General features: G+C 59.3%; 16 protein-coding genes and 2 tRNA genes. 10 read left to right on the top strand and 8 right to left on the bottom strand.

The genetic code is table 11. The features are described from left to right. The 3 genes from G5315_RS09135 to G5315_RS09125 all read right to left on the bottom strand — a co-directional run bounded on the left by G5315_RS09135 (position 1) and on the right by G5315_RS09125 (position 6,641). The gene (locus tag G5315_RS09135) at positions 1-984 is read right to left on the bottom strand and encodes an ABC transporter permease (protein ID WP_005353818.1); all 984 of its coding nucleotides are present in this window, start codon (positions 982-984) and stop codon (positions 1-3) included. 118 nt (positions 985-1,102) lie between these two features. Beyond that, on the bottom strand, positions 1,103-2,788 hold the full coding sequence (locus G5315_RS09130) for an ABC transporter substrate-binding protein (RefSeq protein WP_005334869.1): 1,686 nt from the start codon (positions 2,786-2,788) through the stop codon (positions 1,103-1,105). A gap of 415 nt (positions 2,789-3,203) precedes the next feature. Further along, the gene (locus tag G5315_RS09125) at positions 3,204-6,641 is read right to left on the bottom strand and encodes an ATP-binding protein (protein WP_421332930.1); all 3,438 of its coding nucleotides are present in this window, start codon (positions 6,639-6,641) and stop codon (positions 3,204-3,206) included. 249 nt (positions 6,642-6,890) lie between these two features. On the opposite strand from G5315_RS09125, the gene G5315_RS09120 reads away from it, so the two are divergent. After that, positions 6,891-6,966 (top strand) — tRNA-Gly (locus G5315_RS09120). A 57-nt stretch (positions 6,967-7,023) separates the two neighbouring features. Next, positions 7,024-7,097 (top strand) — tRNA-Cys (locus G5315_RS09115). Positions 7,098-7,145: 48 nt separating this feature from the next. Here the strand turns inward: G5315_RS09115 and G5315_RS09110 are convergent. Further along, the gene (locus G5315_RS09110) at positions 7,146-7,439 is read right to left on the bottom strand and encodes a hypothetical protein (RefSeq protein WP_005347702.1); all 294 of its coding nucleotides are present in this window, start codon (positions 7,437-7,439) and stop codon (positions 7,146-7,148) included. A 212-nt stretch (positions 7,440-7,651) separates the two neighbouring features. Between G5315_RS09110 and G5315_RS09105 the strand changes: the two genes are divergently transcribed. From G5315_RS09105 to G5315_RS09070, 8 genes are all read left to right on the top strand, one after another. Further along, positions 7,652-7,852 carry a YbfA family protein gene (locus G5315_RS09105; protein WP_005334863.1) on the top strand — a complete coding sequence of 67 codons (201 nt, stop codon included), beginning with the start codon at positions 7,652-7,654 and terminating at the stop codon, positions 7,850-7,852. A gap of 433 nt (positions 7,853-8,285) precedes the next feature. Next, positions 8,286-8,549 (top strand): DUF2282 domain-containing protein, encoded by a 264-nt coding sequence (locus tag G5315_RS09100; protein WP_005334862.1) that lies wholly within the window; start codon positions 8,286-8,288, stop codon positions 8,547-8,549. A gap of 72 nt (positions 8,550-8,621) precedes the next feature. After that, complete coding sequence (locus G5315_RS09095) at positions 8,622-9,470, top strand: DUF692 domain-containing protein (RefSeq protein WP_204482850.1); 849 nt, start codon at positions 8,622-8,624, stop codon at positions 9,468-9,470. Further along, positions 9,463-10,215, top strand: coding sequence for a putative DNA-binding domain-containing protein (locus G5315_RS09090; RefSeq protein WP_421332929.1), 753 nt, complete (start codon positions 9,463-9,465; stop codon positions 10,213-10,215). Before G5315_RS09095 ends, G5315_RS09090 begins: the two co-directional genes overlap by 8 nt. Further along, entirely contained in the window at positions 10,212-10,655 is a 444-nt protein-coding gene (locus tag G5315_RS09085) for a DoxX family protein (protein WP_421332928.1), read from the top strand. Before G5315_RS09090 ends, G5315_RS09085 begins: the two co-directional genes overlap by 4 nt. Before the next feature lie 97 nt (positions 10,656-10,752). Further along, a complete protein-coding gene (locus G5315_RS09080; RefSeq protein ID WP_421332927.1) occupies positions 10,753-11,232 on the top strand; it encodes a GNAT family N-acetyltransferase in 480 nt (159 codons plus the stop codon). Positions 11,233-11,322: 90 nt separating this feature from the next. Further along, complete coding sequence (locus G5315_RS09075; protein ID WP_421332926.1) at positions 11,323-12,624, top strand: methyl-accepting chemotaxis protein; 1,302 nt, start codon at positions 11,323-11,325, stop codon at positions 12,622-12,624. 180 nt (positions 12,625-12,804) lie between these two features. Beyond that, positions 12,805-13,359, top strand: a complete 555-nt coding sequence (locus G5315_RS09070; protein ID WP_323912856.1) for a DUF3332 domain-containing protein — start codon at positions 12,805-12,807, stop codon at positions 13,357-13,359. Positions 13,360-13,417: 58 nt separating this feature from the next. Here G5315_RS09070 and G5315_RS09065 read toward each other — a convergent pair whose 3' ends face one another. From G5315_RS09065 to G5315_RS09050, 4 genes are all read right to left on the bottom strand, one after another. Beyond that, entirely contained in the window at positions 13,418-14,476 is a 1,059-nt protein-coding gene (locus tag G5315_RS09065) for an FUSC family protein (RefSeq protein ID WP_421332925.1), read from the bottom strand. A 62-nt stretch (positions 14,477-14,538) separates the two neighbouring features. Then, positions 14,539-16,302, bottom strand: coding sequence for a bifunctional molybdopterin-guanine dinucleotide biosynthesis adaptor protein MobB/molybdopterin molybdotransferase MoeA (locus tag G5315_RS09060; protein ID WP_421332924.1), 1,764 nt, complete (start codon positions 16,300-16,302; stop codon positions 14,539-14,541). Further along, positions 16,299-16,943 carry a molybdenum cofactor guanylyltransferase MobA gene (gene mobA / locus G5315_RS09055; protein ID WP_111900511.1) on the bottom strand — a complete coding sequence of 215 codons (645 nt, stop codon included), beginning with the start codon at positions 16,941-16,943 and terminating at the stop codon, positions 16,299-16,301. The genes G5315_RS09060 and mobA overlap by 4 nt, the downstream gene beginning before the upstream one ends. Continuing rightward, entirely contained in the window at positions 16,915-17,610 is a 696-nt protein-coding gene (locus G5315_RS09050; protein ID WP_421332923.1) for an energy-coupling factor ABC transporter ATP-binding protein, read from the bottom strand. Before G5315_RS09050 ends, mobA begins: the two co-directional genes overlap by 29 nt. Positions 17,611-17,637 lie beyond the last annotated feature (27 nt).

Here is a 17,637-nt window from a genome sequence, read left to right as displayed (position 1 = left end):
TTATTTGCCTCCTGTACGCAGACGGGGATCCAGGAAGACGTAGAGCACGTCGGCCAGGAAGTTGAAGCTGAGCATGGTGATGGTCATGATGAGCAGCTGCCCCTGAATGAGCGGGTAGTCGCGGGCCAGAATGCCCTGATAGAGGGTCAGGCCCAGGCCGGGATAGTTGAAGATCACCTCGGTGATGAGGGAGCCACCGATAACGAAGCCGAGCGCCATGGAGAGGGCGGTGACGCTGGGCAGAATGGCGTTGCGGGCACCGTAGTTGAAGATCACACGGTTGCTGGAGAGCCCCTTGGCCTTGGCCATGGTGATGTAATCCTCGCCCAGCAGGTTGATCATGTTGTTGCGCATGGTGATAAGAAAGCCCCCCACCTGCACCACGGCCAGGGTCAGCACCGGCATGATGGCGTGGGTCATGATGCTCTTGATGTGCTCCCAGCCCCAGTCAGCCTTGATCTCCGGGCTGTAGGCGTAGCCGATGGGCAGCCACTCGAGGCTGACCCCGAACAGGAACAGGGCGAGCAGGGAGACCACCACCGGCGGAATGGCCTGCATCACCAGGGTGAGCGGGGAGAGAATGCTGTCCATCCGGCCGCCGCGATACCAGGCCGCGAAGATGCCGACGATGGAACCGATGGAGAAGCTCAGGATGGTGGAGGTGCCGACCAGAAACAGGGTCCAGCCGATGGCACGGCCCAGCACGTCAGAGACCTGCTGCGGATAGAAGCGCACCGAGGTGCCGAGATCCCAGGTGAAGACACTCTTCACATAGGTGAGAAACTGGGTGCCGATGGGGCCGTCGACGAAGCCGAAGGTGGCTTTGAGGGCTTCCAGGGCGGCGGGTTCCATCATGGCGCCAGCGCGGGCAAACATCACGGAGACAGGATCCCCTGGCATGGCACGGGGTAACAGGAAGTTGATGGTGGCGGCTACCAGAAAGGCAACCAGGTAGAAGGAAAAGCGTCTCAGTATGAATCCCATGATGGTACCTTTTACTGCAAGTCTGCCCCGCGTCGGGTATAGCTCCCCCGACCCTGGCGGTGCCTGGCAAGAAGGGGATTAACGGGGAAGATGGCCCCCCGCAGGGGGCCGGGATTGTTTAGCTGTTTGGCTTGAGGGACAACACGTGCAGCAGACGCTCAGGGGTGTCCGGGTGGAGCTGAGGTTTGGCTACCGGGTTATCAGCACTGAACCAGCCGTTGAAGCGCTTGGTGCTGTACTCGTACCAGGTCGGGTTGTTGAAGACCGGAATGATGGTCTGGTTGGCACCAACACGATCCTGGATGGCGAACATGATCTCCTTCTGCTTGGCTGCATCGGCGGTCTGGGTGAAGTCATCGATCAGCTTGTCGAGCTCGGGATCCTTGTAACGGGGCGCGGCGAAGCGGTTGCCACGGTCGCCCATGTTGCGGGAGTGGAACGCAGTCTCGAAGTACTTGTGCGGGTTGGCACCGGCAAAGTAACCCTGCAGGGCAACATCGAAGTCACCGGTGATCAGGTTCTCGGTCCAGACGGTTGCTTCCGGGGTGGCGGTCTTGGCGTTCAGGCCCAGCGCCTGCAGCCCTTCTACACCAATCTGAACTGTGTTGACCCAGTCGGTCCAGCCGTTCGGTACCAGTACCTTGAACTCGATCTTTTTACAGCTCGGGGTGTCGAGGAACTTGTCGCCGTCACAATCCTTGTAGCCTGCCTCTTTCAGCAGGGCCTTGGCCCCTTCCAGATCGAACTTGTTGTACTTGCCGTACTTCTTGTCCACTTCCGGGTTGTTCCAGGAGTCAAAGGCTTTGCCCAGACCTGACGGGTACTCGTTGACGGTGGGGTAGCCGTAGCCCGCGATATCCACCATGGACTGGCGGTCCATCGCCATGGAGAAGGCGCGGCGGAAGTTGATGTCGTTGAAGGCTTCGTTATTGCCCGGGTTCTTGGTCTGGAAGTTGACGTTGAACGCCACGGTACCGGAGGCCGGGAACCAGTATTTATTGTTCTTCGGATCGTTGCCGACGTAGAGGCGCTCGATATCCGGTACGAAGGAGCCGAACCAGTCGATGTCACCTTTCATGACAGCAGCCAGCACCTGGTCGTTGGTGGCCATCTGCGGCATGCGGATACAGTCGATAGCGAGGTTGGCGTTATCCCAGTAGTGCGGGTTGCGGCACTGGGTGTAGAGCTGGGCGGAGAAGTTGTCCACTTCGGTGAAGGGGCCTGTACCAACCGGCTTGTCGTTGGTGAAGGCAACCGGATCTTTCACCGATTTCCACTGATGCTCCGGCACGATAGGTACCAGCACCAGATCGTTCACCACGTTGGTGTTGACCTCGGTCAGGTCGAATTTGACCTTGTTTGGGGCCAGCTTCTCGACGCTCTTGATCTGGGTCCAGATAGAGCGCTCATCCAGCGCCTTGTTGGCCTTGACCAGATTGAAGGAGAAGATGATGTCATCGGCATCAAAGACTTCGCCGTCAGACCACTTCACGCCGTCACGCAGATCGAAGGTGACGGATTTCAGGTCATCGCTGAACGCATAGTTGGTGGCCAGACGATAGACGGGTTTGCCCCCTTGCATATCGTTAAAGATCACCAGCGGTTCATAGATGAAGTGACGGGTGGTGTGCAGCAAGCCCGCTTGCAGGAAGGGGTTGAAGTTCTTGACCCAGGCGGTTTCCTGCTGTGCGACCATGGTCAGCACGGTTTTGTTTTCTGCGGCCATGGCGTTACCGGCGGCACCGGCAAGCATCATGGTTCCCAGCATTACAGCGGTAGAGATTTTGGATACTTTGGCAAGCATATGTTTTCCTTTCTTATTTTTTGGCATTCCCGAGGGTTCGCCTTGTTTTGTGTGAGCACCGGTTTCGCATGCTGATGAAATCGGCCCTCTGTGTTGGTCAGGTGTCTAACCTTTGTCGTTCTGTTTTCCAACGCCCTAAGCAAACCAGAATTAACAGGAAAACAACAACTATTGATTTCGTTGTTTTCGTAAAAATTGACGGTGTTACGTCAATCTCGTCAAAATCGATTTTTATATGTTTAAAATCATTGGTTTGCGTTATTTGCTTTCGCGTAAAAAGTGGCTGTAAAAATGGCGTATATGACAAATTTGTGAATTGGATCTGCTCTCGATTTCGGGGTTGTGCGGGGCTTTGTTTTGCATAAAAAGAAACCAGATTGCCAATTGTGATCCGGCGCCCGTTTAGGGCGCCGTGTCACGGCTTGCGGTTGGCGAGTTGACGCAGGGTCTGTGCGCTGTGCTGCAACTGCTGGCGCTGGTGGTCATTGAGCGGGCAGTGGCCCAGCACATACTCGGTGGTGGCCACTACCGTTTTCCAACGTGGCGACTTGGGCAGGGTGTCCAGACTCAGGTATTTGTCGAGGGTGCGGGTCTGCGGGCTGGATCTGTCCATATAGACCCGCCACAGCTTGCTCTTCTCTGCCAGCACGATTTTGCCCTTGCCGGTCCCCTGCTGCCAGGCATCCAGGGTGAGCTGCATGGTCTCTACCAGCGCACGGCGCAGCGGCTCGTCATCCTGCTGGCGAATGAGGTCGTCGGCCAGCGAACGGAACTCGCCACCCAGGCGGCTCAGCTCGCCCAGCAGCTGTTCATCTTCGATGATGGCTTGCCGCGAGAGGTTCTTGAGGGCGTTCTCCAGCGCCATTATCCGGTTCTCATCCTGACGCAGCTCGGTACTCAGAGTGAGAGCGAAAGCGGCCTGTCCTCCGAGCGTGATAGGCAGGGCACGGGCGTTGAGCACATCTTTTTGCCCGGCCACCAAAAATTCCAGATTGTGTTCCCGTTCGCTGGCAAGGTCGGGCCACTGATGTTGTAGCGGGGTGGCGAGCCACTCATTGAGGGGCTGCCCCTCCATGGCTTCCGGCTCCTGTCCCAGCAGGCGCGCCAGCACCCGGGAGGCAAACAGCACTGTGCCCTGCTCGTCGATAAAGATCATGGGGTCGGCCCCTTCGCCGAGCAGGGCCAGCAGGCGCTGCTGATCCTGATGCAGTCGATCCTGCAGGGTGAGGCGATGTTCGATCTCCTGCTTCAATAGCCGGTTCTCTACCAGCGAGGCGCGTCCGGCCTTGGCCTCCAGCAGTGCCTTGACCCGGGCAAACAGCTCCTCCTTGCAGAAGGGTTTGACCAGATAGTCGTTGGCACCGGCCCCGAAGCCCTCCTCGATATCCTTGGGCTGGTTGAGGGCGGTGAGCAGCAGCACCGGCAGCATATCTTTCGGGTGTTGCTGGCGCAGGCGACGGCAGACGTCAAAACCGGAAAGGGTCGGCATCATCACATCGAGAAGGATGAGGTCCACCGGCTCCTCGGCCAGCTTGGCCAGCGCATCGTGGCCATCGCTGCTGGGCAGAATGCGGTAGCCGCAGGGCTGCAGCAGATGGCGCAGGATGTGCAGGTTGATGGGCTCGTCATCCACCACCAGAATGAGCGGAGCATCCTCGGGGGGAGGGGGCAGATCGTCGCTCTCCCAGTCCGGCAGGATCAGCGGTTGCTGGCGCACCAGCTGATGCTCGATCTGGCGGCTGTCGAGAGTCAGATTGGCCGCTTTGCCGGTGGCAAGGGGCAGGGTAAAGGAGAAGGTAGAGCCAACGCTCGGCTCGCTCTCGACAAACAGCTCGCCCCCCATCAGGTGCACCAGCTGGCGGGTGATGGAGAGGCCAAGGCCGGCCCCCTGCTTGCTTACCTCCGGGCTCATCTGCACCAACGGCTCGAAGATGTGCTCCAGATGATCGGGGGCGATGCCGATGCCGGTGTCGGTGACCTTGATGCGCAGGAAGTTGTTCTCGACGATGGCACTGAGCACCACCTTGCCCTGCGGCGTGTACTTGATGGCGTTACCCACCAGGTTGTAGAGCACCTGTTCGAGCCGCTGCTCGTCGGCCAGCACCGGCGGCAGTTCGGCCGGGCTGATATCCACCAGAGTGAGGGGTTTGGCCTGCACCAGATGCTGGCAGAGGTCCAGCACCAGCCGGATCACCCCTTTTGATGAGACGGGCTGGGAGTGGATCTCCAGCTGGCCGTAGCGCATCTGATGGTAGTCCAGCAGATCATCCACCAGACGGGCCAGGCCGTCGGCGCTTTTGATGATGAGACCGAGCTGCTTTTGTTGCCCTTCGGTCAAATCCTGCTGGCTGGCGAGCATCGACTCGGCCATCCCCTTGATACCGTGAATGGGGGTGCGCAGCTCGTGGGAGGTGTTGGCCAGCAGTTCATCCTTGAGCTTGTCCGCCTGCTGCAGGCTGAGGTTCTGCTTGTGGGTCAGCTTGACCTGCTGTTGCAGCTCCAGGGTCTGCTGCTCGATGAGCTCGATCTTGTCCTTTACCGAGCGCTGCATATGGCGAAACGCCTCGGCCAGCCGGTCAATATCATCGCCGGTTCGCTCGATGGCGATGGGGTGATCCAGCGCGCCGTCGGCCACCTGCTCGGCTGCTTCGGTCAGGGATCGCAGCGGCGCCGTGATGGAGTGGGAGAGCCAGCGGGAGAAGAGGATCAGCAGCAGCACCGAGCCCGCGCCCAGCACAATTACCAGAGTTTCCAGCTGGCGGATCGGGGCATAGGCTTCCCGGGTGGAGATCTCGGCGATAAAGGCCCACTCGGTATCGAACACCTTCACCTGGGTGTAGGCGGCCAGCACCTCGTCATCCTGATAGGAGTGGAACAGCCCGACCCCCTGCTCGCCGGAGAGCGTCTTGGTGATGAGGGGTGTTTGCAGCGGCCGGAAATTGGGGCTGAAGCTGTTCTCGACGCTGAACTCCGGTGCCAGCCAGGCATCGGCGCGCATCCGCTTGTCAGGGCCGATCAGGATGGTCTCGCCGGTCTCGCCCAGCCCCTCCCGCTCCGCCATGATCTGGTTGAGCTTGTCCGGCAGCAGCTCGAAAATCACCACCCCACGCACATAGTCGTACTGCATCACGGGGGCTGCCATGTAGGCGACCACCTGCCCGGTCAGCTCGTTGCGGCCAAAATCGGTGAACTCGAAGATCTGCTGCGGTTTCTGGCCGCCATCGAGGCGGCGTTTGATCTTGGCGAAGGTCTGGCCCAAGCCACTGCCCTGATAAGGTCCGGAGAGCAGATTGGTGGCAAAGTTAGGGTGCTTGGTGACCGAATAGACCACATCACCGTTGAGGTCCACCAGAAAGATGTCGCTGTAGTTGGACTTGCGCACCATGTCGGCATAGCCGCGATGAAAGCGCTGGTGCACCCGGCCATACATCTCGTCGGCGAGGATAAGTGCCGTGATGGAGGGTTCGATCTCCACCTGACTGTCCGGTTTGCGCAGTTGATCCCAGGAGCCTGGCAGATAGCGGGCCTGAGCACGGCTGCGGGCCTCCTGCGGTGTGGTGCCCAACTTCTCGAAGGCGCCGGTAAAGCCATAGAAACGGCCGATACTGTTGCCGGCAAAATCCTGCTGGGAGAAGTTGATGATCTGCTCTTTGAGGTTGTTGAAGTAATCCTCGAGCTGACTCTTCTTGATATTACGAACGGAGACCAGATGGTTGGAGGTCTGGGTGGTGAGATCCTTGCCGTGGCTGTATAGGAAGAAGAGGGTGATGACCAAAAAGGGCACCATGCCCAACATGAAAAAAGCCAGCATTAACTGCGGCCTGAGCCCACGAAGCGTGAAGATCCATTTCATCTTGTGATTTTCAATTGAGAATCCGGTTATTAAGCCGCTCAAGTCTCGAACGAAAGCGTAATCATTTCAACGACTTTATCCCAAATTCGCTTGGTGGGTCACAGCAGGCTGGAGAAAAATGCAGCAAGGCGTTTAAACCCTGAGCAAACAGTTTGCATCATGGCTTAAATTGCGAAAAAGGGGTTGTGCTGGCGCTCGTGGTACGTATAATGCGCCTCGTTGTCAGGCAACTGGCACGAAAGCAGTAACGCGGGAATAGCTCAGTTGGTAGAGCACGACCTTGCCAAGGTCGGGGTCGCGAGTTCGAGTCTCGTTTCCCGCTCCAATCTTCCATCGCACCAACGATGGAACTCACTTTCAAGGCAATCAGTCTTGTCAGCATGGCGCGTTAGCAAAGCGGTTATGCAGCGGATTGCAAATCCGTTTAGTCCGGTTCGACTCCGGAACGTGCCTCCATATTCTATCTGTTTATCTCAATCACCACTCTTTGAGTCTGAGCCTTGGTCAGTATCCTTGCTGTACCAGTAACTGTTCGCAGCCAGCCTGTTTCCACTCGCGCTCGAGATAGTGGCTCACATCCGCCATGTTTTGCCCCCGATATTGAAACTGCACCTCGGCACTGTGCTGGTTGAGATCCGCAATCCGTTGCTTCAGTGTGCCGCATTGCCACAGGCTGACGGTGGGCACGCCCCGTTCGGCCAGCACGATGGCATCTTCCCGATTCAGTTGCCACTCCTCCAGTTGTGCCCGTGTCAGGGCAACCATCAGCACCAGCAGTGCCACTTCCGGCAGTTTCATGCGTGTCTCCCTACTGCATGTTTTTCCCCTGATAACTGTGGCAAAGCGCACGATTTTCGCAAGTTTGTTAACTGTTGGTTAATAACGTAACCCGTTTTCAGTATTTCCCGTTTTTCACTATTTTTTTATAAAAAAATGCGTTGGTGATGTAGTAATCCTACATGGAGTGGGGTAATCTTTGTTCAGTGGTCTTACCAGCAAGGAGTTACATCATGTTTCATCCCTTTTCCCTGACTCAGATTATTCTTCGTCGCATTTATGTATTGCTGGTGGGCATTCTGGCTTTCCCCGTGATGCTGTTTCGCAGCGATCGTGCCCGCTTCTACAGCTATCTGCACCGGATCTGGAATAAAACCAGCACCAAACCGGTGTGGCTCAAAATGAGCGAGCGTGGCGAGCGGATCTTCTACTAAACCCCATTCGCACCATGTGCAAAAAGAGACAGCCAAAGCTGTCTCTTTTTCTATCTGCTTGCCGCAACTCCTGGCTCCCAATACCACTCCGATTGTTTATTTATTGTTTCTTTAAAGTTGCATCCAGCCCTGCCTGTTGGCGGGTTTTTTTTATGTCTGACGCATCTTTTTTGATGGAAGCTGTGAAGAAGATTAACGGGATGAAAGCACCATATGGCACTTTACTCGTTCATTAATGGGTGGTCGTCTAGAAATTTTCAATGATGAAATAGCTGTTTAAAATCAATTCATTGAGTGTTTATATTGGGTTTTTTAACTCTTTTTGTGTTTTTTTTGAAAGGGAATATCCCGTTTGCCGGTTCTATTGCAGGTACCCGGTTGCGACAAATCGGGGATATCAGCAACATCCAACGACATCAAAAGGAACATGAACATGAATGTTAAAAAAAGCACTGCTATCGCCTCCGCCATGACCGGTCTGCTGGCGCTGGGCGCCCAATTTATCGCGGCACCAGCAATGGCTGCCGATGAAAAGGAGAAGTGCTACGGCGTGGTCAAGGCCAGCAAAAATGACTGTGCGACCAAGAGCAGCTCCTGCGCCGGTACTGCCAAGGAAGATGCTCAGGGTGATGCCTTTGTGGTGATGCCCAAAGGGCTGTGCGAGAAGCTGGTCGGCGGTTCGCTGCAACCCAAGTAAGAGACATCGGGCAGGGGATGGCCAACGGGTCGCCCCCTGCATCCTCTCTGATTGGCGAAAGCGAGTCTTGCGATGAACCCTTTGATTGGTATCGGATTACGCACTCCCCATTACGATGAGATCCGGCAAACCCTGCCGGCAGTCGGTTGGCTGGAGGTGCATAGTGAAAATTACTTCGAACGGCACAGTCACGGTTTTCAGGTGCTCGCCGAACTGGCGCAGCACTACCCCGTCAGTCTTCACGGCGTTGGCATGTCCCTCGGTTCTGCCGACCCGCTCGATCCGCACCATCTGCAGCAGTTGTCGACACTGGCCGCGGCGATCAAACCGGTACGGATCTCCGAACATCTCAGCTGGGGCAGCATTGGCGGGCGTTACTTCAACGATCTGCTGCCGGTGCCCTATACCCGCGCCTCCCTGCGCAACATGAGCGACAAGATCCAGCAGGTACAACAGACCCTGGGTTGCCGCATGTTGATTGAAAATCCCTCCTCCTATCTGCAACTGGCCGGGGAGATGAGCGAGTGGGAATTTCTGGCCGAGCTGCAGCAGCGCAGCGAGTGCGGCATTCTGCTCGACCTCAACAATCTCTATGTCAGTGCCTTCAATCACGGTTTCTCTTGCGATGAGTATCTGGCGGCGATCGATCTCGCCACCGTCGGGGAGATCCATCTGGCCGGTTATACCGAGAAGCAGCTGCCGGAAGGCTCCCTCTATATCGATACCCACAGCGCCCCTGTGGTGGCGCCGGTCTGGGAACTCTATCGCCAGATCTGCCGCAAGCAGGCCATTCCCACCCTGATTGAGTGGGACCTCGAGATCCCGCCGCTGCCGGTCTTGCTGGCAGAGGCGGCGCAGGCCAGTGCCATTCTGGATGAGGCGCGTGCCATGAGTGCACCACGGGAGGTGGCCCATGGCTGAACTGGCACAGCTGCAACAGCACTTTGCCGATGGTCTGCTGGGGGCGCCTGACGCCATTGCCCCTCACATCAGCTCCCGGCTCTTTTCTGCCGAATCGGTGCTGCAGGTCTATCGCAACCACTTCATCCTGAGCCTTGGCGAGGTGCTGGCGAGCAGTTATCCCGCCGTCAAGACCATGGTCGGGGATGACTTTTTTGCAGCGGCGGCCCGTGGCTTCGTATTGGCCGAGCCGCTCAGGGAAGGGAGCGTCATGCACTATGGCGCCGGATTTGGCCAATGGTTGGCCCGCTTGCCAACTACAACCGGGCTGCCCTGGCTGGAGGAGTTGGCTCAGTTCGAATGGCAGCTTGAGCGTGCCAGTCTGCTGCCGCTGGAATCACGCTGCTGGCCAGCCGAGCGTCTGGCCGCATTATCGCCGCAACAATGGGATCGGCTGCGACTCTTGCCGGCCACGGATCTGCTGCTGGTTGCCAGTGATTATCCGGTGCTGGCCCTGTGGCAGATGGCGCTGCACTGTGGTGAAGCGGTGGAGGTGCTTGATGCCCCCGTCTGGTTGGCATTGAAGAAACAGCCGGATTGCCGGGTTGCGCCCTTGCCCCTGACGGCGGGTGAGTGGGCGCTGCTACAGGGTTGTCTCGCTGGTACGGCGCTGGTCGATCTGCTGGCGGCCGACCCTGCGGCCAGTGAACATCTCACTCGCCTGATAACTCTTGGTCTGCTGGTGGATATGGAGGTAATGCCATGATGGCAAACAAATGGCTGGCGCTGGCCAGCTCGAGTGGTGATTTGCCGCGCTGGAGCAGCGCTGGTGTGCTGTTGCTGGCGCGGCTTTGGGTCGCCTCGGTTTTTTTCACTTCAGGCTGGCTCAAGCTCACGGCGTGGGATTCCACCCTCTATCTGTTTGAATCCGAGTATCAGGTGCCCCTGTTGCCCTGGTTGTGGGCTGCTTATCTGGGGACGGCGACCGAGTTGTTGCTGCCGCTTTTCCTGCTGATGGGGCTTTTTACTCGCCCGGCCGCCTTGCTGCTGTTTGGCTTCAATATCATGGCGGTGATCTCCTATCCGACCCTATGGGCGGGCGGCTTTTACGATCACCAGCTGTGGGGCTGGATGCTGCTGACCCTGATCATCTGGGGCGGCGGTGCGCTGAGCCTAGATTATTGGCTGACTCGTCGCAGCCATTGATTTATCAGTGATTTCTCCAATGACAAAGAGCGCCACAAGGCGCTCTTTGTCATAATGACGGCTGGCGAAATTTCCCATGAGAGAAAAGGAGCAGCCAATGATCATTCGTCAGGCAAGGGCCGCAGATATTCCCGCACTGGTGGCGCTGCGCATGGAGCTGTTTTGTGAGGTCGGTGAGCTGGTGACGCCGCAGGCAGACCCAGTCTTGTGGCATGCCACCCTTGACTACTTTACCCGGGCGATGAGTGAAGAGAGTGCTTTATCCTGGCTGGCTGAGGCCGATACGCAAGAGGGCGGCAAACAGATCGTGGCGGCAGGGACGCTGGCATTATTTGAACGGCCGCCCTATCCCGGCAATCTGGCGGGGATGGAGGGGTATCTGCTCAACATGTATACGCGGCCACAATGGCGCCAGCAGGGGATCGCCACGGAGCTGCTCGATGCCATTACAGCTTTCGCCTGCGCGCGCCAGCTGGGCAAGGTGTGGCTCCATGCCAGCGAGCAGGGGCGTCCTCTCTATGAGCGGATCGGCTTTGTCGCCAATCCGGCCTATCTGGAGTGGGACCTGGCACCTTAATCGATGGGCCCCCGTTATCTCTATGGTTTCTCGTCTAAAGTTCATGCAGATGTGACGTAGTTGTAACCAGGTAATAGAGGGGCAGGGCAGATGTTCAACTTCAAACTCAAAGCGGAATTACAAGCGTGTCAAATGCAGTTGGCCCAGGCCCAGGCATTTATTGATGCAGTAAAAGTCGGTGTCGCTACCATCAGTTTCACTCCAAGCGGCGAGATCCTCGAGGCGAACCCGCTGTTTCTGAGTGTGGTGGGCTATAGCCAGCAGGAGGTGATTGGTAAACACCACCGGATCTTTTGTGATGCCCACTACGCCCAGTCATCCTCCTACGCCCAGTTTTGGGAACAGTTGCGTCAGGGGCATTCCCACAGTGGCATCTACCAGCGCATTGACAAACATGGCAGGGAGTTGTGGCTGGAGGCTACCTACTTCCCGATCAAGGTTGAGGGCAAGGTGGTCAGGGTCGTCAAGATAGCCTCCGATATCACCGAGAGTTATCAGCAGTTGAGTCGTCAGAAAGCGATCATCTCGGCACTCGATCGGGCGCTCGCCATTATCGAGTTCACCCCCAAGGGGGAGATTGTGACGGCCAATCAGAATTTCCTCTCCTGCGTCGGTTACTCCCTTTCGCAGCTCAAGGGGCAGCATCACAGGCTGTTTTGCGATGAGAGCTTCTATCGCGAGCAACCCCACTTCTGGGACGATCTGGCCCACGGCCAGCTCAAGTCGGGGCTGTTCAGTCGCCGTGACAGCCACGGTAACGAGATCTGGCTGGAGGCTACCTACAACCCCATCAAGGATGAGAGCGGCAAGGTGGTCAAGGTGATCAAGTTTGCCAGTGAGGTGACAGAGCGGATCAAGCGCGCCCAGGCAGTGAGCGAGGCGGCCAACATAGCCCAGACCATTTCGCAGGAGACCACCCGCTTTGCCGAAACCGGGTCTGAACTGCTGGCGGCATCGGTTGCCATCTCCAGCGCCATTTCCGAACAGGTGAGTCGCACTTCCGGCCTGATTGGCCAGCTCAATGAGCAGTCGAAAAGCATTGAAGCTATCGTCTCGACCATCAGCAGTATTGCCGAGCAGACCAATCTGCTGGCCCTTAACGCAGCCATCGAGGCCGCCCGGGCCGGCGATCAGGGACGCGGCTTTGCGGTGGTGGCCGACGAGGTACGTCAGCTGGCTGCGCGCACCTCCCTCTCGACCGGCGAGATCGCCAGCGTGGTTCAGAAAAACCGCGAACTGACGGCCCAGATCACTGGCAACATCAATGAGGTGGCCGCCAGTGCCCAGCGTGGCAAGGAGCAGATCGGCGAGGTGAGTGGCGTAATGGCGCAGATCGAGCAGGGCGCCATCAATGTGACCGAGACAGTCTCCAATCTGGCCATCGGCTCCTGACGGTTATTGGTTGTTGAACGAGGCACCGATCGGATGATAATCCCATCGGTGCTTATTTATTGCGCACTTGATATGCCAATCTGAACCCCTCCTGTATCGTCCCGCCATTGTGAATTGTCCTCTTCTGGCCCCTTGATTAGGCTTGCCGCCTCATTTATTTCAGAGCAGGAACAGAACAAGATGGCTTTACAACAGAAGGGGCGGGCAATGGCCCTGCTGGTTATGGTCGCGAGCATGGGGCTGGGCGGCTGTATGGGGCAGATGGGGCTTTCCGGCATGGTGACCAAGGGCAACCTGAGCGTGGTGGATAACCGCTACGGTCGGGCCGGTGTCTTTATGCTGCTTTCCCCTGTCTACGGTCTGGCCGCGACCGCTGACCTGTTCATTTTCAATACCATCGAGTTCTGGTCTGGCAAGAACCCCATCACCGGCAAATCCCCGGCAGTGGTGGACATGAAGGCCAATCCGGTGATCAAGGTGAACCAGCACCTGGATCCGGCCCTCAAGACGGTGCCGCTGGCCATGCTGCCGCAAGGGGTGCGCGAGGTGGAGATCAGCTACCCGGACGAGAGTACCGCCCAGATGGAGGTGCACTATCTGGATGGTCGCAGCAGCATGATGCGCGGCGAGAAGCGTGGTGAGCTGATGGATATCTATTTTGATGGCAAGTTTGTTTCTACCCTGACCCGGTCAGAGCTGGAGCAGATGAGCGAGAACGCCCGCACGGCGGCTTGATCATCAGTGCCTATGCCGACAAGAACGCCCCGCAACTGCGGGGCGTTTTGCATTGGGTCTAGTCCGGCTGCTTGCGATGGGGCGGGGTGAGGATCAGACCCAGCAGGCGGCGCAGGTGAGTCAGCTGCTCGGTCAGCTGGACGTTGAGCCAGAGGTAGCCATTGATGGCCGCCTCGGTATTGGGGGGGAGCGATACCTGGGTCGCCACCTCGTGCAGGCGGGCGATGGTGGCATCTGCGCCGCGACCATCGCCGGTTTGCATCATCAGGGCAAGCTGGTTGATCGCCTCCTCGGTGGCCAGATGGCAGGCTTGCAGCGCAGCCGTGCTCTGCATCAGGAAGTGGCTCTCCCGATCGTTCCAGTAGGTGTTGGCCAGCATCTCAAGAGTGCAGAGGGTGTTGCGCATGGTGACCTGCACCGCATCAAACAGGGCGACGCTGTGGCGCGTCTCCTTGGCCGCAGGGGCCAGCAGGGCCCGCAGTTTGCCGGTCTGTGCCAGCAGTTGGGAGAGATTGTGCTTGAGGCGCGGGCGCTCCAGCACATTGGGGGAGAGGTGAGTGTGATAGAGCCGCCCCGACTGCTGCAGGATCTGGTGCAGTTGCAGCCGCCAGTGGCTGTAGGCGCGCTGGGGATAGATGCTGCAAAAGAGCAGCGCCAGCAGTGAGCCCAGTATCACGTCGGCACTGCGCCACAGCGCCGTCTCTATGTCCCCCGGCATGGCCCCCGTGGTGACTCCCAGGGTGATGCCGATCAGCAGCCCCACATAGGGGCGCTTGCCGAGGGCCAGATAGCCGCAGAGGAACATGATGCACCCGCACCAGATCAAGGTAAGCGGTAGCGAGTAGATCTCGAGATAAAGCGCCACGACCCCGCAACTGGCGCCGAAGATGGTGCCCACCACCCGCTGCAGGGCGCGGGAGAGCACATTGCCCCAAAACGAGATGGGGCCCATCACCACCACCAAGGTTATCAGCGGCCAGGTGCTCTCCGGCAGTTTCAGCTCGCGGGTCAGCAGAAAGGTGAGCATAAAGGCGAGCGCAATGCGCAGGCCATGGACGATCCGGTAGCGGCCATAGACCAGCAGATCGAGTCGGGAGAGGGGGGCATCAAGACGCACGGTCTGCCTCCTGTCAGGTGGGTGACGGGGCGCCGTGCATCCGGCCGACGCCCCGTCGGGATTTAGGCCAGTCGTCCCTGCAAGGGGTGGATCCAGACCCGCTCGCCAATGGCGATCCCGGGTTGGTCCGGTACGATTTCGATCAGGCAGTTGGCATCGGCCATAGAGCTGAGAATACCCGAGCCCTGTGGCCCTGTGGTGCGCACCCTCAGCTGGCCGTTACGGTCCTGATGGAAGATGCCGCGCAGAAATTCGGTGCGCCCCGGACGGCTCTTCATCTTCTCGTCCGCCAGTGCCGAGAGGCGCAGCGGCTGCCACCGCTTGCCCTGTAGGCGGGCGATGGCGGGCTCGACAAATTGCAACACGCAGATCATCGCTGCCACCGGATTGCCCGGCAGGCCGAAGAAGGGGGTCTGCCCCAGCTTGCCAAAGGCGAGCGGGCGGCCCGGCCGCATCTGGATGCGCCAGAAATCGATCTGGCCGAGCTCCGCCAGCACCAGCTTGATAAAGTCGGCGTTGCCTACCGAGACTCCGCCGGAGCTCAGCACCAGATCGGCGCTGGCGGCGGCCTGCTCCAGCTGCTGGCGCAGAATGGTCTTGTCATCGGGAATGATGCCAAGGTCCATCACCTCGCAACCGGCGGCGCGAATCAGGGCCATCAGGGTGAAGCGGTTGCTGTCGAAGATATGGCCGGAGGCGAGCTGCTCGCCCGGTGCCTGCACCTCGTCGCCAGTACTGAACAGCGCCACTTTCAGCGGGGTGCGCACCGTGAGACTGGCTTGACCGAGTGATGCCGCCAGCCCCAGCTGGGGGGCGCCAAGCCAGGTACCGGCCGGGATGGCGACCGCCCCCTTGGCGAGATCTTCCCCGGCGAGGCGCACATTCTGTCCTGCGCGGATCGGGGCGGTGACCGTGACCCACTCACCTTCAATCAGCGTCTCTTCCCGCATCACCACGGTATCGACACCGGGGGGGAGCGGGGCGCCGGTCATGATCTGCACCGCCTGACCGGCCAGCACAGGCTCGTGGCGCTGCTGGCCCGCCAGCACTTCCCCCACCAGCTGCCAGCGACCGGCGGCGAGATCGTCGCTGCGAAGGCCAATACCATCCATCGCCGAGTTGGCATGGGGCGGCACATTGATGGGGCTTATCAAATCGGCGGCCAGCACGGCGCCGTGGCACTGGGCCAACGGTTTGTCGCTGCAGGCCGTGCTCGGGGTGAGGGCCGCCAGAATGGCGTTGCGGGCCGCTTCGACCGAGAGAAAGCCCTTGCCCGCCTCAGGCTCCTTGCTCTGGCAGCCGTCAAGCCAGCGGCAGACGAAGTCGGCGATAGCCGCCAGATCGTTGATATCGAGTCGGGGCAGGCTTGTCTGCTGTTGTTCGCCACTCTGTGGGGGCTGATCGCTGGCCAGCGCGATGATGTCGCCGTCTTCGGGGAAGAGCAGCGGCTTGCCAATCTCGGCGCGGTGCAGCTCGATTTTCGGGAAGTGTTCGTGCTTGAACCCCTCGACCAAGAGCAGATCGAGCTCTGTCTGATCGAAGCTTGCCAGCAGCTGGCGAAAATCGGCTTCGGCCAGTTCCGTCTCAATGATACGAGCATGACGACGACGGGAGGCGACCATCATCTGCTGGGCACCCGCCTTGCGCAGGCGATAGCTGTCTTTGCCCGGCTGGTCGATATCAAAGTCGTGGTGGGCGTGTTTGAGCACCCCGATGCGCAGGCCGCGATCCACCAGCAGGGGGATCAACTGCTCCAGCAAGGTGGTCTTGCCGGTGCCGCTCCAGGCGGCGAAGCCGAGCAGGGGAAGAGTGGGGGCCGGGGTCATGAGGTGACTCCTTGTTGGGGGTCGATAGCCGGGGCGAGCAGACGGGCCTCGTAGGCGGCCAGTTCGGCAGGGCTATTGAGATTGATAAAGGCATCCGGCTGATCGGCAAAGCTCACCACCGCCATATTGTGGCGGGCAAACCAGATATCGATTTTGCGCTCACCCTCTGCCAACGCAGCGGTGAGGGAGGGGAGCAGGGATTTGTGCAGCAGGGCCACCACGGGTTGCAACCAGTCGCCATCGTGGGCAACTACCAGCTCGGTATCCGGGGTCAGGGCGGCGCGAAAGCGGCTCATCAGATCCAGCGGCAGGGCGGGGCCATCGCAAGGGACAAACAACACCCAGTCGTGACGGGCGGCAGCAAGACCTGCCTGCATGCCCGCCAGCGGGCCGAGATAGTCGTTGTTGTCATCGCTGATGACCGGGGCCAGCGCCTGATAGCGGGCCTGACTGCGGTTGGCGTTGATCAGAACCTCATCCACCTGGGGGCGCAGGCGCGCCAAAACATGGTCGATAAGAGGGCGTCCCGCCAGTGCTACCCATCCCTTGTCTTCGCCCCCCATCCGGGTGGCGCGGCCTCCTGCCAGGATCACGGCTGATACGGCAACGGGATCAGAGTGGCTGTCGCTTTTTGAAGTCATGTCGCTCGATGATTTTTAAAGGGGTCGTCTCTTGCAGCTGGCCACGGGCGAGGGTCCATTGCCGCTCGCACAGGTCGGTCAGGGCGTTGCTCTGGTGGCTGATGACGACCAGGCCGCTGCCATGTTCCCGCAGATCTTGCGCCAATGCGGCCATCAGGGCAACCGAATGTGTGTCCAGATTGGCGGTGGGCTCATCCATCAGCAGAAAGGCAGGTTGCAGCGCCCAGGCTCGAGCCATCGCCAGCCGTTGCCGTTCGCCACCCGAGAGAATGCTGATGTGCTCCCGCGCCAGCCCCTCCAGCTCGACCCGGCGCAGCGCCTCGAACACCCGGATCTCGCTGCCGAGCTGTTTATCCAGCGCCCAGGCCACGTTGTCGTGCACCGTGCGATCGAACAGATAGGGAGTCTGGTGCAGATAGGTGACCCGGCCCGGCCCCAGACCCCGCTTGAGCAGCCGGTTGAGCCGCTGTTGCCAGCGCCCCGGCAGATTGGTGTAGCCGCGGGTGGGGGTCAGCAGCCCCGCCAGGATCTTGAGCAAGGTGGTCTTGCCCACCCCGTTGGCCCCGTGCAGCCAGATGGCATCCCCCGGTGCGATGGCGAGCCGGTCAATCTCGAACAGCTGGCGCTCGCCAAAGCGCATCGTTAGCTGGTGGGCGGTCAGGGCCATGGGGTACTCCTGTTGATACGCAGTGGG

Source organism: Aeromonas sp. 603607, assembly GCF_049171595.1.
Classification (GTDB): Bacteria; Pseudomonadota; Gammaproteobacteria; order Enterobacterales; family Aeromonadaceae; genus Aeromonas; species Aeromonas veronii.
Note: the sequence above shows the minus strand (reverse complement) of the source record. Positions and strands in the feature narration are given on the sequence as shown.